Below are 16,676 nucleotides of genomic sequence, written 5' to 3'. Positions count from 1 at the left end.
ATCCTGCAATAATTACTACCGGTAAGCATCAATGGGATCACAGGAGCAGACCAGGTTCCGGTCGCCATAGCCATCGTTCACACGGCTTACTGCGGGCCAGAATTTATTTTTACTTACCCAGGGTAAAGGGAATGCGGCTTTCTCCCTGGAATAGCTGCGATTCCAATTATCGCTTAGCAGAATCGCGGCGGTATGGGGAGCGTTCCTGAGAACACTATCTTCAGCTTTTACCTTTCCTTCTGCTATCTCCATGATATCCTTATAGATATCAATCATAGCCTGGATAAAACGGTCCAGTTCAGCCTTGGATTCACTTTCTGTAGGCTCCATCATCAGCGTTCCATTTACCGGGAAGGAGAGGGTGGGAGCGTGGAAACCATAATCCATCAGCCGTTTTGCGATATGGGCCTCGGTGATATCAGCCAGTGTTTTAAATTTCCTGCAATCGAGGATCATTTCGTGAGCGACTTTCCCGGATGTGCCGGTGTAGAGAATGTCGTAATAATCCTTCAGGGAGTGAGCCACATAGTTGGCGTTTAGGATGGCCAACCGGGTCGATTCGGTGAGTCCTTCAGCTCCGAGCATCCTGATATAGGCATGGGAAATGGCCAGGATCCCTGCACTTCCATAGGGTGAAGCTGCTACGCTGCTGATGCCTTTCACCCCTCCGGTTTCTACCAGTGGGTGGGTAGGAAGAAATTCCACCAGGTGGTTGGCCACGCCTATGGGACCGACTCCGGGACCGCCTCCCCCATGAGGGATGGCAAAGGTTTTGTGCAGGTTCAGATGACAGACGTCCGCCCCGATAAGAGCCGGATGGGTCAAGCCAACCTGGGCATTCATATTAGCCCCGTCCATATAAACCTGTCCGCCACAATCATGCACAAAGCCAATAATTTCGCGGATATTGTCTTCAAATACTCCATGGGTGGACGGGTAAGTGATCATAATAGCCGAGAGCACCTCTTTGTTTTCTTCGGCCAGCTCCTTTAAATGGTCTGTATCGATATTACCGCGATTATCGCAGTTCACCACCTTGACATCCAGACCAGCCATTACTGCACTGGCAGGATTGGTGCCATGTGCAGATGCAGGGATCAGGACCACATTTCTTCCATGATCGCCCCGGTCCCTATGGTAGGCCTGAATCACCATCAGCCCCGTATATTCTCCGGCAGCCCCTGAGTTGGGCTGGAAGGAGATGGTTTCGAAGCCGGTGATCTCTGCCAGAGCCTGTTCCAGTTCATTGATCAGCTGGTGATATCCCTCTGTCTGATTTATTGGAATAAAGGGGTGAAGCGTAGCAAACTCGGGCCAGCTTACGGACATCAGTTGGGATGCTGCATTTAGTTTCATGGTACAGGATCCCAGTGAAATCATGGACTGCGTCAGGGAAATGTCCTTTTGTTCCAGCATCCTGATATAGCGCATCATCTCTGTTTCGGAACGATAGGCGTGGAAGGCAGATTGTGGAAGAATCTCCGACTTTCTTTTGAATTCGGGTGCGAAGGCAATGACCGGCTCCAGGTTTTCCCGGAATTGAATTCCTCTTTTTACAGCTACGGAAAAGACCTCCAGGATCTCGTTGAGACGTTCTTCGCGGGTGGTTTCATCGGTGGAGAGCTGTACCGTATTCGGATCAGGATAGTAGAAATTGATCTTCCTCTCTTCCGCGATCTTCCTGAAATCATCAGCTTTCAGGCTGGAGGGAAGCTCCACACTCAGGGTATCAAAGTAGTTTTCGTGTGCCAGTTTATAACCCAGATTTTTGAGTTGGGCAGACAGATAGGCGGCCCCGGTATGAATATTGGAAGCGATCCGTTTCAGGCCTTCCGGTCCGTGATAGGCCGCATACATCCCGGCCATGCTGGCCAGTAGTGCCTGAGCTGTACAGATATTGGAAGTGGCTCTTTCACGTTTGATGTGCTGCTCCCTGGTTTGGAGCGCCATGCGGAGAGCAGGTTTCTCATTTACATCCAGGGAGATCCCGATAATACGGCCAGGCATATATCTTTTGAAATTTTCCCGGCATGCAAAAAATGCTGCATGGGGCCCACCAAAGAACATGTGGATCCCAAAGCGCTGCGTGGATCCTACCACCACATCAGCATCCCATTCCCCCGGCGGGGTAAGCAGCACAAGGCTCATGAGGTCTGCTGCCACAGTCACTGGAACTTCCTTTTCATGAGCCAGCCGGGTAAACCCGGCATAGTCCCTGATTTCGCCATTGGCAGCCGGATACTGAACCAAAGCGCCGAAGAAAGCTCCTTCGAACTTCGTTTCCCGGTAGGTTCCGAAAACCAGTTCAATGCCCAGAGGTTCGGACCTGGTCGACAAAACCGCTTTGGTTTGTGGAAATATATTCTGATCAATGAAGAACTTGTTTCTGCCTTCTTTGGCTGCGGTCCTGGAGCGTGCATTGAAAAGCATGATCATGGCTTCTGCAGCAGCCGTCGCCTCATCCAGCAGCGAGGCATTTGCCATCTCCATTCCGGTCAGCTCCATTACCATGGTTTGAAAATTCAAAAGAGCTTCAAGCCTGCCCTGGGAAATTTCTGCTTGGTACGGAGTGTAGGAGGTGTACCAGTTTGGATTCTCCAGGATATTGCGCTGGATAACCGGAGGAAGAATGGTATTATAATAGCCAAGTCCCATATAAGTACGGAACATCAGATTCTTGCCGGCCATCTCTTTTAACCTTTCGAGATAACTATGTTCGTCTTCTGCCGGGGGCAGGTTCATGGATTCATTTTTCAGAATGGAATCCGGGATAGTAAGGCGGATAAGTTCATCCATGGATTTCACTCCAATGGATTCCAGCATTTCTTCAATTTCCGGCTGCCGGGAACCCAGGTGGCGCTGACTAAACAGATCAGATTTCATAAATAGTGCAAATTTATCTCAGCAGGATTTATATGCTGAAGGGTAAATATAAAGAAACCTTTGCTGAAAAAATGTGAAGGAAATCATGTTGTTAAGCCATGGACAGGAAGGGGTTGTTTATTGCTTCCTCTCCTATGCTAGTCGGAGCTCCGTGTCCCGGATAAACAGTTGTTTCCCCTGGAAGGCTTAATAAGTTGTTCCGGATGGACCTGATCAGCGTATCGTAATCGCCGCCCGGCAGGTCGGTACGTCCGATACTGCCTTGAAACAGAGCATCGCCCGTGACCACAAACCCTCCTTCCGGAGAGTAAAAGGAGAGACTGCCCGGTGAGTGTCCGGGAACATGAATGGCTTTTAAAAAGGTATCACCGATTGTAATCGATTCATCATTCAGGATGGGTGATTCGATGCCCGAGAGTGCTTCCACCTGAAGGCCGAACATATCTCCCATAAGGGGTGCGTTGATCAGCAAATTGGCTTCTTCCGGGTGAGCGCGCAGGGGACACTTATAGGCAGTCTGCATATGCTGCAACCCCAGAACATGATCCACATGACAATGAGTATTGAGCTGTCCGATTACCTGCAATTTCTGTTTGATAATAAACTGGTCAAAGTTCCTGACTTCTTCCGGGGAGTAGAAAGACGGATCGATGACCAGGCACTCCCCGTTATCGTGTATAATCAGATAGGTATTTACCTGGAAAGCGTTAAACACAAGTGACTCTATACGAAGCATATTATTGATTTTTACCCCTGAGCAGGGGGACAAAAGAGAAGTGACCATGCTCACTACGCTGATAATGATCTGTAGTTTCCCGAACCACACGGATCATTTTCTGACCGAATCGGTCGCCTTCCGGAACAACAAGTATTCCGCCCACAGCCAGCTGCTTAAGAAGAAGTTCAGGAATTTCCGGGGCCGCTGCGGTAATCAGGATCCTGTCATAAGGCTGGTAGGCCGGTAATCCTTCATAACCGTCCCCGAAAAAGTAAATGGGTTTATAGTGAAGCGGGCCCAGTGTTTTCTGAGCTTCCAGGAAAAGTTGCCGCTGTCTTTCAATGGTGTAGACCCTTGCCCCAAGTTCAAGCAGGACGGCAGTCTGATATCCTGATCCGGTACCAACTTCCAGGACTTTCATATGCTTTTTCACATCCAGAAGTTCGGTTTGAAATGCCACAGTATAGGGTTGGGAAATGGTTTGTCCGGATGCAATGGGGAAGGCTTTATCTGTGTAGGAAAAGTTAACGAAACTACTATCCATAAAAAGATGGCGGGGAACCCTGTTTAAGGCTTCAAGTACCTCTTCATTCATGATCCCTTTGGATCTGATCGACTCTATGAGTTTCTTTCTTAAACCTTTATGTCTAAAACTGTCTGCCTGTTCCATTTGGATGGACAAATATAAGGGATATTCTTCAACATATATGGAGTTTTTTTTGACACCTGAAGCAATTATCGGCCTGGACTTGCAGTTATAGAATCAGAGCTCGACCAACTGAATGAAGAACCAGAGAAAACAGAGATTATTATACATTTTATTTGACTTTCTTGCGGCCATGGTGGCCTGGGTTTTATTCTTTCTGTTTCGAAAGATTTTTATTGAATCCCAGGCATTTGGAACAGATGTCCCCATCACCTTTGGCCCCAGGTTCTGGACTGGGGTCACAGGCCTTCCTTTTGCATGGATACTGTTATACTATTTTACCGGTTTTTATAAGGATATGTTTCGCCGTTCCAGGCTGGATGATTTTATCCGGACCCTGTTAAGCACGCTGCTTGGAGTTGTGATTATTTTCTTTCTTATTATTCTGGATGATATCATTCAGAATTACACCAACTATTACACCCTTGCGATTACGCTTTTTCTCCTGCAGTTTACGCTGACCCTGATACCAAGGATGTTTTTAACCACCAGGATGGTTAGAAAAGTCCACCGGCGGGAAATCGGTTTTAAAACGGTGATGATCGGAAGTAATGAAAATGCAGTGGATGTATATCTGGATATTATAAATCAACACAGATCCAATGGATATGAGATATTAGGATTCATCAACGTGAAATGGAAAGAGCATTATCAGTTGCAGGACCATTTGCCCCACCTGGGCGGGCATGAGAATATGGAGTCTATTTTAATGGAGCAGGGTGTCGAGGAGGTGATCATTGCCCTGGATCCGGCGGAACACGATAAGATTGGAGATATTGTGAACAGGCTCTCCCTGCTTGATGTGAAAATCAGTGCCATACCCAGTATCACGGATATTCTTACCGGTAAAGTAAAAAGTACCACCATATTCGGAACTCCCCTGCTGGAGATAAATCAGGATGTAATGCCCGCCTGGCAACAAAATGTGAAACAGTTGATGGATATTGTCATTTCCATACTGGCTTTGATTTTTTTAACTCCTCTGAACCTGGCCCTGATCATTGGAGTAAAGCTCTCTTCCTCCGGCCCGGTATTATACAAACAGGACCGGATAGGAAGGTATGGCCGGGAATTCCAGATTTACAAGTTTCGCTCCATGTACCACAATGCAGAAGAGAATGGCCCTGAACTCTCCTCAAAACACGATCCCAGAGTGACCCGTTTTGGGCAAATGATGCGCAAACACCGGCTGGACGAGATCCCTAACTTCATTAATGTCCTGAGAGGCGATATGGCCCTGGTGGGACCACGGCCCGAAAGGGAATATTTTATCAAAAAAATTATCAGGACCGCTCCGCATTTTACCCATCTGCAGAAGGTGAAACCGGGAATTACCTCCTGGGGCCAGGTGAAGTATGGCTATGCCGAGAATGTGGAGGAAATGATCAAGAGGCTCAGATTTGATATATTATATATAGAAAACATGTCCCTCTTTGTGGATGCAAAGATTCTTTTTTACACAGTAATTACTATCCTGAAAGGGAGAGGGGTATAGGTGCCATCTGACAGCCATACTCCTCCCCGTAGTTATTACTGTATTCTCCTGTTTTAATTAAGTCCCCTTCCTTTCAGCAGTGGCTCAATAGTGGGTTCAGCACCCCGGAAATTGACATACATTTCCATTTCCTCCTTAGAACCTCCTTTTTCCAGGATGTTTTCACGGAATGAAGTGGCTGTTGCCTGGTCGAAAAGGCTGGTCTCGACAAATGCATTAAAAGCATCTTTATCCAGCACCTCTGACCACATATAGCTGTAATAACCAGCAGAATACCCTCCGGCAAAGATGTGCTGAAAATAGTTGGATTTGTAGCGAGGGATGATTTGATCAATTAAGCCGATCCGGTCCATGGAAGCCTCTTCAAAATCATTGGCATTCACCTGGGATGCCTCTGTAAGTGTATGATAATCCATATCCAGGATCGATGCGGCCGTATACTCCACAGTCACAAATCCCTGATTGAACTTGCTGGCAGCTTCCAGCTTGTCAATCAGCTCGTCCGGAATTACCTCACCTGTCTGGTAGTGTTTTGCATAGGTTTTCAGAACATCGGGGTGTGCGGCCCAGTTCTCCATGATCTGGGAAGGAAGTTCCACAAAATCTGTTGCCACCGAGGTTCCGGAAACGGCCAGGTACTCACACCTGGTGAGCATGGAGTGCAGTGCATGTCCGAATTCATGGAAGAAAGTGAGAGCCTCATCAAAGCTAAGCAGGGCCGGTTTGTCGCCCGTGGGCCTGGTGAAATTCATAACAATCAGGTGGACCGGAGTGATCTGCCTGCCCTCTTTGACATGGGCCCTTCGGATACTGGTACTCCAGGCACCTCCTCTCTTTCCTGGTCTTGGATGGAAATCCATATACAGAATACCCAGATGAGATCCATCCCTTTCTTTCACTTCGTAGGCCATAACTTCCTCGTGGTATACGGGAAGATCCTTGCGGGGTTCAAAACTCAGGCCATACAGATTGTTCACCACTGAGAAGAGCCCTTCCTTAACGGTTTCCAGGCTGAAATAGTCTCTGACCACCTCCTCATCCAGATCATATTTCTCCATACGGATCTTTTCGGCATAGTACCACCAGTCCCACGAAGCCAGCTGAAAAGCCCCGCCTTCCCGGTCGATTATCTGCTGCATCATATCAGCCTCTTCTTTGGCTTTATTCAGAGCAGGTTCCCAGACCTGCATAAGCAGGTCATAAACATTCTCCGCTTTTTTGGACATTCTCTCTTCCAGGACGTAGGCTGCATGTGTTTCATAACCCAGCAGCTTTGCGCGTTCGATCCTGAGTTCCAGTATCTCTGTAATCAAATTATTGTTATCATATTCGTTCCCGTTGTTACTGCGCATAAACACAGCCCTGTAAATCTCTTCTCTTAATTCCCTTTTTTCAGAATACTGAAGGAAAGGGATCCAGCTTGGCTTTTGCAGGGTAAATACCCACTTGCCCTCCAAACCTGCGGAACGGGCGGCATCAGATGCTGCAGAACGCACCGACTCAGGCAGTCCGGCCAGGTCGGCTTCGTCTTCAATAATCAATTGATAGGAGTTGGTCTCTTTCAACAGGTTATCGCCAAACTGCATGGTCAGCATGGAGAGTCTCTTGTCGATTTCCATGATCCTCTCTTTATCCTCTCCCTCCAGGTTGGCGCCACCCCTGACAAACCTGCGGTAGGTTTTCTCCAGGACCCTGGACTGTTCCTCGTTAAGTTCAAGGGACTCCTTTTTTGCATAGAGGGCCTTGATCTTTTCGAACAATCCGGGGTTCAGGCTGATGCTGCTGTTGTGGGCGGTGAGCACTGGTTGTATTATCCGTGCAATGGAGTCCAGCTCATCATTCGTTTCGGCCGAACGGAGTCTGAAAAACACGCCTTCTACTTTGTTTAGCAATTCTCCGCTTTTATCCAGAGCTTCGATGGTATTCCTGAAGGTAGCTTCATTCGTGTTTCCTGCAATGGTTTCAATTTCTGCCTGCTGCAATTTCATCCCTTCTTCAAAAGCAGGAATGAAGTGCTCGTTCTCTATCGCATCAAACGGGGGTACTTTGAATGGAGTTGTATACTCTGTCAGGAATGGATTCATGGGTTCTTTTTTTATTGAGTTGCATGCGGAAAGGATTACGGTGGCAACAACCATAGCCGATATCAGTTTTTTCACAGTACAAGTTTTAAGATGAATAAAAGGTGGGTGCAAGATAGGACTAATCCGGGGTATAAAAAAGAAGAGCTGCCATGTCGAGTAGCAGCCCTTCGGCAGAAACCTAAAGATTTTGATAATGATAAAAATGCCTACAGCCGGTCAGGCATGATACTAGATCTTGTCTGTTTCAACAATTCTTCCGAGAATATCGGCGTAGGGCATCATCAGGTATTCTTTACCGTTGAATTCCAGTTCTGTTCCTGAAAAATTCTTGTAAAAAACCACATCACCTACTGAAATCTCAGGATCTTCTATCCCACTGATAGACAGCACTTTTGCGAATTGAGGTTTCTCCTTAACGGTGTCAGGAATGATAATTCCCGAAGCAGTTTTCTCTTCTTTTGCTTCAATTTCCAGAAGCACATGTTGATTGATTGGCTGTAACTCTTTCATTTTTCTTTAATTTAGGTTTACTATAAGCGTCGAACTTATTTTATCTCCAGCAGTTGATTGATCCGGGTCCTGTCAAAACCCACAATCATCTGTCCGTTTATTTCTGTCTGAGGGACCCCTTGCTGTCCGCTTTTCCGAACCATGGCTTCTGCCGCCGTTGAGTCTGCTGCTACATTAATCTCTCTGTACCGGACCTGCTTCTGATCCAGGTATGTTTTTAGAGTAGTACACCAGCTGCAACTTGGAGTAGTATACACGGTAACTTGTTTGCTCTTTCCCGCTTCTCCTCCTTTTTGCCCGCCAATTTCTCTGCCGGAAAGAATGGAGCTGTAGGCAGCCTCTGTCTGACACCCTTTGACTACATTCACCTTTTTGCCCTTCTCAAAAATGACCAGGCTGGGAGCAGTGGTAATCTCCAGTTTCTCGTGTATATCGCGGACACTATTCACATCGGCAGTAAACAGCTTCTGTGAATCATTTCTACTCATTTTTTCAATCCTCTCCAGTGCACAATCGCTTTGCCCGGCACCACTTTTATAGATGAGTAAAAATGCCCTCTCTTCTCCGGACAGGCCGGACACCAGCTCTTTATATGAATGTACAGCTATTGCTTCCATTTATTATACTTTGATTTTGAACTGCACAAAGTAATTAAAGTGATTCAGGCTTTTCAGTAACTTTTGTCACACAAGGGTGAGTAATCGATCCGGCCCCGCGACAGGCGGATCAGCCCTTTCTTCTCCATCTGTTTCAAGAGTCTGGATATGACCTCCCTGGAACTGTTCAAGGCCAGCGCCACGTCCTGGTGCGATCCTTCAAAAATCATGGAACCGGAAGAGCGGTAGCGATTGGTAAAGAATTTTTCCAGCCTTTCGTCCATTTTCAGGAAAGCGACACTGTCCAGGACGTTCAACAATTCATCAAAGCGTAGCTGCATCGAGTGCATCACATACTCTTTCCAGGTCTGGTATTTGCTCATCCAGCTGTCCAGAAGCTCCACCGGAACCACTATGGCAGTGGTTTTCTCTTCGGCAATGGCCTTCACACGGCTACGGGTCCGGTCCATGCAACAGATCAGGGAAACCGTACAGACTTCACCGGGCCTCAGATAGTAAAGCAGCAGTTCATTACCTTCCTCATCGGTACGGCAAACCTTGATCAGGCCCTCCAGCACAATGGGAAAAGACCGGATATACTGATCCTCCCTGATCAGCTCCTCCTGGGCTTCAAATTCTCTTAAGGTGCCGGTTTCACTGATGGCTGATCTGAGTCCCGACTCAAAAAACGGAAAACGTTTCTTTACTATCTCCTCTAGCATCATCCAATTTTCTGTGAAGGTAGGAAGAATGCATAAATTTTAAGGTGTCCGGGCTGTGGGATTCTCATTTATACGGTCGCCTCTTCCGGATGGCACCCGTTCCCGTCTCAGCGGGAGAGGAGTGCTTTCGCTGCAATACCCTTCCGGATCAGCTTATTGGCTTCCTCCTTTGCCATCCCCGCTGCCATCAACTCTTCCCGGATGGTGGAATAACTCTTACCCCCTATCTTTTCCCGGGCCAGTTGCTCTATATTTTCATCAGAATTCCTGTTCATAAAACCTTACTCCCCGGTCACTCCTTTCAGATATTTGTCCAGAAATTCCAGGATTTTCCCATATCCTTCGATCTGGTTCTCTTTCTTCACGAAACCGTGACCTTCATCCTCAAAAATAAGGTATTCCACCGGGATTCCATTTTCCTTAACAGCGGCCACAATTTCATCTGACTCCACTTGCAACACCCTCGGATCGTTGGCTCCCTGAAGCACCATCAGCGGTTTGGTAATCTGATCAGCATGGAACAGGGAGCTTATTCTATACAAACGGACAGAGTCTTCGGTAAAGGGATCACCCAGTTCCTCATACAGTGCTTTCCGGAAAGCTTCCCAGTAGGGCGGGGTGGATTTAAGGGTCCGCACCCAGTTTGAAATTCCAAACAGATCCACTCCAACGGCAAATTCTTCCGGCTGGAAAGTCAGGGCTGCCAGGGTCATGTATCCTCCATAGGAGCCTCCTAAAATCCCGACCCTGTCCATGTCAATATAGCCCAGTTCCGACAGGTATTCCTTGGCTTTAACACAGTCCATCAGGTCATCCTCCCCATGGCGCTGGTTATCCAGGTTGTAAAAGGTCTTTCCATAACCGGAACTGCCCCGGTTGTTCACGGCCAGGATGGCATAGCCATGGTTCACCAGGTATTGGGTTGTACTGTTGAATTACGCGAGCGCATTCCCCGTAGCTCTGCTGCGGGGTAAGCGAGCACATTTAAAATAAACAATTAATCGATGATTCCTCGCAGCTTGCTGCGAGGAGAATCAATCCCAGGCGGCTCTGTCCACCAGGGCCACCGTGAATCTGAAGCAGGGCCGGCACCTGGTTCCTGGCCGAAGCTTCGTGTGGTTTGTACAGGATGCCCGGGATCTCCAGCCCGTCGAAGGAGGGATAGCGGATTACCTCCCCGGTCACCAGGTCCGCTTCATGGATTTCTTCGTTGAGGGAGTGCGTCAGTCGGGTGAAATCTTCCTCTCCAAACTGGTGCAAATAGAGATCCGTGGGGGAGGTGCCACTTCCTGCAGCCAGACGTATCAGTTTTTCCGAACGGGATATGGATACTCCTGAAATATCCCTGTTTCCAAAATCGGGCATCTCCACTTCCGCTCCGCTGCCAGTTTCAAATACCTTTACAACGGTTTTGGCGTCTTCATTGATTCCGATTACCTGGTATTTTTCATGAAAAGAAAAATAGGCATAGAAGAGATCCCAATCGGCTTTATACACCAGCTCTTTTTTTCCCGTTTCCAGGTGATAGGAAGAGAGATAGGTGAATTCACTTCCCTCGTTGGTCAGATAAAAGAGATACTCATCGTCCAGGGAGAAGTCTGCCGGAGAATAGGTGGCATCGCCTTCATGTTCAGAGATATGCTGGAGATTTCCCGTGCTCAGGTCAAGCAGGTACATTTCGTTGTCTGAGGTGGTCAGATCTCTGGTCAGGGCCAGGTACCTGCCTGTATTTGAGATGGCTGACGGACTCAGGTTTTCCATATTTTCATAGATCATATCCGATTCGAAATTTTCCAGATCCATTTTATACAAATCGAAAAAGCGAGGGTCCCTTTTGTTGGAAACCAGGTAGAGATACTGGAAATCACGGCTCCATCCTGCAAATTGCGAAGTACTTCCTTCCCAGGGAGTCAGGTCGGTGACCTGTCCATCCGGGTCCTGCATATAAATATGCGCATTCTCATCCCCGCCCTGGTCGGCAGAGTAGAGGAAACGGTCGTCCTCCGGGAAAAAGGATACGGCAAAGAAGGACTCTTCTTCGGAAAATGTCAGCTGTTCTTCTCCGGAACCATCCAGTTTCAGGGCGAATACATTGTAGATACCGGTCTGGTTGCTGGTAACAAGCAGCCGGGTTTCATCGGCCGAGAAACTTCCTCCTCCAATGGAGAGGTTGTCAAAAAACTGTTCAATGGTGTACTGCATGACCTTTTCAGGCACCTGGGTACAGGCTGCCATCATGGCCAGAATGGTAAATCCCAGAGTTTTTTTCATGAATCAATGTTTTATTTGCACCGGTAAAGTTAATGCAGACCGCACAGAAAGTCAATCGGAAATGATTCTCAGGACCCGCCCCGAATTCTGTGGAGCGCTTAAATGAAAGGCTGGTGCTTGCCCGGAGGGCCAGGGGATCATTCCATTATTTCCTGGTTGTTGTGCACCAGTTTCTGGACGGACTCCATCAGCGATGCCTCTGGTTCAATACTGTTATGCACGCCCCAGAACTCCGGATCAAACTGAAAAGGTTCATCAGCCAGTACAATATTACGGCTAACTCGGTCGGCTGGATCGATCCGCAGCCTCTGATCAGGGATCAGGTCTGTGATGGCCATCTCAATGGCGATCTTATACCTGGAGCCGAACCACTTTCTTTTTTTACGCACCTTTAATTCCACCTCGCCCCTGACCTGGCTTACGTAGTACCTGCTTTCCACCGAGCGGTAATCTACATGATATCTGGCCATCACGGGACGAATATTAATTTTTGGAGAGCGGCTCACCAGGAAGAGTTCGGGCTCCTTATGCAGCAAATCCGGATTGAACTCAAAATCGGCTGCCAGCAATGCCAGGCTTTCCTGGTCGAGGTAGAGCTGTCCCTGGAAGAGGAGGTCGGGGATTTCATCTTTCTGATGAAAGCTTATCACATAGACCAGCCGGTCGCCATAGCTCATCATATCGGTGAACTCCAGATTGTACCTGGATTGAAAGTCCTCTTTCAGAAAATCGGGCCGGTTCTTTATCACATCCAGGTTCAGGGAGGTGGGGATCCCCGATCTCAGCTTGATCAGTACAGTGTCTTCGGTGCTTACATCCGTAATTTTCCTTTGCTTTACAATGCGGATATGATCTCCGGATGATAATAATCCATATGGAGCTTTTGCCACCTCAAGCACAGCTTCCGAGTAGACCATCCAGTGGTCATTTCGTTTCACGGATTCCCGGTAGAAGGCTGTCATGGTGGAGTGGTTCTCCAGGTAGTTTTCCGGGAACCTGCTTATAGCTTCACGAAGCAGCTTGGCCGGATCGCTGTACCTGATGATCACCTCCTGAAGCGGGATCAATTCTCTTTCGAGCTGAATTTCAAGTTTCTCTGCCAGAGGATAACTTACCGGAAATACTTTGCTGTTGTAACCTATAAAGGAGACAACAATCATGGGATCGGGAAGATCAAGGGGCAGTTTGAAAGAGAATTCTCCCTCCTGGTTTGTTATGGTACCCAGGCTGGTTTCCAGGAGGGCGATGGTCGCATAGGAGAGTGCTTTGCCCGTGCGCATTTCCACCACCCTGCCCCTGAGAAGGGCCCGGTCGATCGTACTGCTGATGGGAGTGGGGGAGCCTTCATTTATACGATATATCACAATGTTCTTATCGATAGTCCGGTAATCGAGGTTCGGATCCTTAAGCAGGGAGTCGAGTGCCTCTTTCAGGAGCAGTTCGCGGACCCGGAATTCTACTTTTCGCTTCCCGTCGATGATGCTTGCATCAAAGGTGAAATGATAGCCCGATTGCAGGGTAATCTCATCGAGAACCCCGTTAATGCTCTGGTTTCTGGAGGAAACTGTAATCCTGACAGAAGGGAGGGTTTCCTGACAATACACATGTTGCAGAGGCAACAGAGAAAGAAACAAAAGGATCAGGACCGTACGAAGAGTTTCGCGCAAATATCTTCCTGATGTGTTTCCCATGTGAATGCCTTATTTGTTCAGTAGATAGGTGTTGCCTTTTTGACTGACACTCAGGCCAAAGGCTGTACCAATGGTTTCCAGGATGGCATTGATGGATTGTCCGCTGTAAGAAGTAGTGATTCTCATTTCTGACAGGTCCGTATCTCCGGTCTGAATATCCACATGATAAGACTCTTCCAGTTCCTGAAGAACCTCTGCAAGAGCTGAATTTACAAATTTAAAATCTTTTGTTTTCCAGGAGATATAATTGGGATCCTCCTGTAATGAAGAAGTAAGATTCTTGTTTTCGAGCACTCCGAATTGTTCGGGCTCCAGGTAGATAAACTGGTCAGAGTCCTCCAGCGATACTTTCACCAATCCTGTTTTCACGTAGACCTCGACATCCGAGGCTGGCTTCCCCTTCACATTGAATGAGGTTCCCAGCACCGATACGAGCAGCTCTCCGGATCGAACGGTGAACGGGTTCTGAGGATCAGGCATCACTTCGAAGAAAGCTTCACCAAGAAGCGAAATATTCCTCTGGTTTTTGAATGCTTTCGAATAGGAGATTTCAGCGCCTTTATTGAGATAGACCCGGCTGCCATCGGGCAGATCCACCATGGCCATTCCTTCTTCGGCCACATAATGCCGGTTACCGTCTCCTGAAAAATCACGAATCACTCCAAAATAGAGTGCCGGTAAACCGATGGCAAGCATCAATGCAATGGTTGCAGCGATCCTGAACAGGGGGACAAAGGTTCTTCGATCCTCCTTAACGGTCCGGTCCTCCAGGAGACCATCCGATTCCAGCTTTTTATAAAGCAGGTTCCAGGCCTTTCCAGAATTCCATTTTTTCCGGGAGGGATTCTGATCGAAATATTTCCAGTGCTTTTCCATTTTTTTTAGTTCTGACAATTGTTCCCGGCTTTTCCCCGATTCACTTAAAAAGTTTATTTCCTCTTTGGTATTCATCTCCCCGGCCAGGTAGCGGGCCATTTCCATATCTTTAGTCCTGCTCATATTTCTCCATGCTGTTTCTTAATGCTTTCAGAGCTTTCCCCATATTTGCCTCCACCGTTTTTTCCGAAATGGCCAACTTCTGGGCTATCTCTCTGTACTTCAATCCTTCCTGTCGATTCAATCTGAATATCTCCCTGGTCCTTTCCGGAAGTTTTCCCAGAGTCTGGGTAATCAGACCGGAAACCTCATCCAGTTGAATGATCTGGGAGGGATCCGGTGCATCCATCCGGGGTTCAGGCTGTGAAAGGTCTTCCAGGAAGTGTTCCCTTCTCATCTTTCTGAGGTACATCATAGAGTTGTTGTATACAGAACGATACAGGTAACTTTGAAGACTATTCCTGATTCGCAGCGTCTCCCTGTTTTTCCAGATATTATAGAACACATCCTGGACTACCTCTTCGGCCACCTCTTTCAGACCCAGAAGGCTTTCCGCATACCCGCATAAACCACTGTAATAGTGATGAAAAAGAGCCTCAAAGGAGGAGATATCCCCTTTCCGGATCTTTCTGAGCTGCTGTTGTTCTTTCAGGACCATATTTCTTTTTAGAAAGCACTGTCTGCATTGGGCGACTGTACAGGGATGGTAAAGTTACACAATTCTTACAGACAGTGCTTTGAGCTATATAGATAGATGCTTGCCATTCATCATCCGTTCCGCCTCAGGTATTTCCTGTTCAGTTTCCGGATAGCGCTCTCTATGGATTGATCTGGTTCAATGACGTTGTAACCTTCCCAAAATCCCTGATCGAAGAATACGTAAACCTTCTCATTCAGGATATCATTGCTCTTGAACCTTTCCTTTCCGATAAATCTCTCAATTCCCTCGTACGTACGATCCGTAATAGCCAGTTCCGACATGGTGGAATAGGTGGTGTTAAAGAGTTTCTTCTTCCAGTTCACCTTGAACTTCACTTCGGCACGCGCATAACTGAAGTACCAGCGATCCTCAGCAATGGTATACTTCGCCCGGTAGACAGCTCTCTCCGGAATAATTCTCATTCCAAATGGTTTACGCTGGATAAAGAGCCTGGCAGCTTCATCCTCGTTCTCCACATTGAGCTCGAATTCGGCTTCAGATATGGCCAGTTTGTCCATTTCTATATAGAGACGGCCTTTGTAATAGGGATCATCCACATAATCCTTCTGACTGAAAGAGATGACATAGTGAAGCCTGTCATCGATGGTGATTACATCGGTAAGGCGGAAATTGTAAATATTCAGGTACTCCTCGGAAAGCAGGATGTAGGGGTTTTTAACCACATCCATCAGGATGGTGGTATTGGGGCCACCCTGGACTTTGAACAGGACGGTATCCATTTTCTCCACATCTGCACTCTTGCGCCCTTTGAATAGTTTCACCTGGTCTACCTGGTAATCATTGGAGTAACTTCCTTTATAAATATCAATAACGGCTTCGGAGATGGAAACATAATTATTCCCTCTCTGAATGGTCTCCCTGTAGAATCCGCGCATCATCATGGGCATCTCACTATAATTGTTCCTGATGTTGTACAGGACATCGTTGATTAGCTCCATGGCATCTTTGGGACGAATGGTTACCTGCTTTAACTGAATGGTGCTGGGGCTTAGCTCAACCGTGAATGACCGCTGATCTGAAAAGTTCCCCAGATCCATGATTTTGTTCTGAAAGCCGATATATGAGATTTTCAACTGTGAAACATTGGCATTCCGCTCAATTTTAATGGTGAAATCACCATCAATGTTGCTTACAGTCGCGGTATTACTACCAAGCGCTTCGATGGTTGCGAAGGGAAGGGCCTTGCTTGATTCGGCGTCGATTACCTTACCATAATAGGATGTGTACTTGATGGTATCGGCCGGCTCCTTATCACTGCCGGGAAAGGCGTAAAGTGAAGTTCCCAGGAACAAAAGAGCTGCCACGAACCAAATTCTTGAGTTTCTCGTTTTAGTTTTCATGTTTATTTGTTTTTAGTGTTATATTAAACCTGCTTTGCCAATAAGATGCCCGGGGAGTATTTT

Annotated in this window: 15 protein-coding genes; 1 reads left to right on the top strand and 14 read right to left on the bottom strand. The window is 47.4% G+C overall.

Annotated elements, in window-relative coordinates:
* Positions 1-15: 15 nt before the first annotated feature.
* The 3 genes from gcvP to P1P86_09155 form a co-directional block, all read right to left on the bottom strand.
* Positions 16-2,883 (bottom strand): aminomethyl-transferring glycine dehydrogenase, encoded by a 2,868-nt coding sequence (gcvP, locus tag P1P86_09165; GenBank protein MDF1575345.1) that lies wholly within the window; start codon positions 2,881-2,883, stop codon positions 16-18.
* A gap of 91 nt (positions 2,884-2,974) precedes the next feature.
* Positions 2,975-3,619: an MBL fold metallo-hydrolase gene (locus P1P86_09160; GenBank protein MDF1575344.1), complete on the bottom strand. Its 645-nt coding sequence runs from the start codon at positions 3,617-3,619 to the stop codon at positions 2,975-2,977.
* A gap of 1 nt (position 3,620) precedes the next feature.
* Positions 3,621-4,271 carry a protein-L-isoaspartate(D-aspartate) O-methyltransferase gene (locus P1P86_09155; GenBank protein ID MDF1575343.1) on the bottom strand — a complete coding sequence of 217 codons (651 nt, stop codon included), beginning with the start codon at positions 4,269-4,271 and terminating at the stop codon, positions 3,621-3,623.
* Between the two features lie 112 nt (positions 4,272-4,383).
* On the opposite strand from P1P86_09155, the gene P1P86_09150 reads away from it, so the two are divergent.
* Positions 4,384-5,802 carry a sugar transferase gene (locus P1P86_09150; GenBank protein ID MDF1575342.1) on the top strand — a complete coding sequence of 473 codons (1,419 nt, stop codon included), beginning with the start codon at positions 4,384-4,386 and terminating at the stop codon, positions 5,800-5,802.
* Positions 5,803-5,855: 53 nt separating this feature from the next.
* On the opposite strand, the gene P1P86_09145 is transcribed toward P1P86_09150, so the two are convergent.
* The 11 genes from P1P86_09145 to P1P86_09095 all read right to left on the bottom strand — a co-directional run bounded on the left by P1P86_09145 (position 5,856) and on the right by P1P86_09095 (position 16,613).
* Positions 5,856-7,961, bottom strand: a complete 2,106-nt coding sequence (locus P1P86_09145) for a M3 family metallopeptidase (protein ID MDF1575341.1) — start codon at positions 7,959-7,961, stop codon at positions 5,856-5,858.
* A gap of 153 nt (positions 7,962-8,114) precedes the next feature.
* Positions 8,115-8,396: a co-chaperone GroES gene (locus tag P1P86_09140; protein ID MDF1575340.1), complete on the bottom strand. Its 282-nt coding sequence runs from the start codon at positions 8,394-8,396 to the stop codon at positions 8,115-8,117.
* 35 nt (positions 8,397-8,431) lie between these two features.
* Positions 8,432-9,013 carry a glutaredoxin domain-containing protein gene (locus tag P1P86_09135; GenBank protein MDF1575339.1) on the bottom strand — a complete coding sequence of 194 codons (582 nt, stop codon included), beginning with the start codon at positions 9,011-9,013 and terminating at the stop codon, positions 8,432-8,434.
* Between the two features lie 53 nt (positions 9,014-9,066).
* Positions 9,067-9,714, bottom strand: coding sequence for a Crp/Fnr family transcriptional regulator (locus P1P86_09130; protein MDF1575338.1), 648 nt, complete (start codon positions 9,712-9,714; stop codon positions 9,067-9,069).
* Between the two features lie 107 nt (positions 9,715-9,821).
* The gene (locus tag P1P86_09125) at positions 9,822-9,989 is read right to left on the bottom strand and encodes a hypothetical protein (protein MDF1575337.1); all 168 of its coding nucleotides are present in this window, start codon (positions 9,987-9,989) and stop codon (positions 9,822-9,824) included.
* Between the two features lie 6 nt (positions 9,990-9,995).
* A complete protein-coding gene (locus P1P86_09120; protein MDF1575336.1) occupies positions 9,996-10,628 on the bottom strand; it encodes a S9 family peptidase in 633 nt (210 codons plus the stop codon).
* 70 nt (positions 10,629-10,698) lie between these two features.
* Positions 10,699-11,985 (bottom strand): hypothetical protein, encoded by a 1,287-nt coding sequence (locus P1P86_09115; GenBank protein MDF1575335.1) that lies wholly within the window; start codon positions 11,983-11,985, stop codon positions 10,699-10,701.
* Between the two features lie 137 nt (positions 11,986-12,122).
* Positions 12,123-13,676, bottom strand: a complete 1,554-nt coding sequence (locus P1P86_09110; GenBank protein MDF1575334.1) for a carboxypeptidase-like regulatory domain-containing protein — start codon at positions 13,674-13,676, stop codon at positions 12,123-12,125.
* 9 nt (positions 13,677-13,685) lie between these two features.
* Positions 13,686-14,675: a FecR domain-containing protein gene (locus tag P1P86_09105; GenBank protein ID MDF1575333.1), complete on the bottom strand. Its 990-nt coding sequence runs from the start codon at positions 14,673-14,675 to the stop codon at positions 13,686-13,688.
* Positions 14,662-15,210, bottom strand: coding sequence for an RNA polymerase sigma-70 factor (locus tag P1P86_09100; protein ID MDF1575332.1), 549 nt, complete (start codon positions 15,208-15,210; stop codon positions 14,662-14,664). Before P1P86_09100 ends, P1P86_09105 begins: the two co-directional genes overlap by 14 nt.
* Before the next feature lie 110 nt (positions 15,211-15,320).
* Positions 15,321-16,613 (bottom strand): carboxypeptidase-like regulatory domain-containing protein, encoded by a 1,293-nt coding sequence (locus P1P86_09095; protein ID MDF1575331.1) that lies wholly within the window; start codon positions 16,611-16,613, stop codon positions 15,321-15,323.
* Positions 16,614-16,676 lie beyond the last annotated feature (63 nt).

The sequence above is a fragment of the Bacteroidales bacterium genome (assembly GCA_029210725.1).
Lineage (GTDB): Bacteria > Bacteroidota > Bacteroidia > Bacteroidales.
The sequence above is the reverse complement of the archived record's forward strand: the minus strand, read 5'-3'. Positions and strand labels throughout refer to the sequence as shown.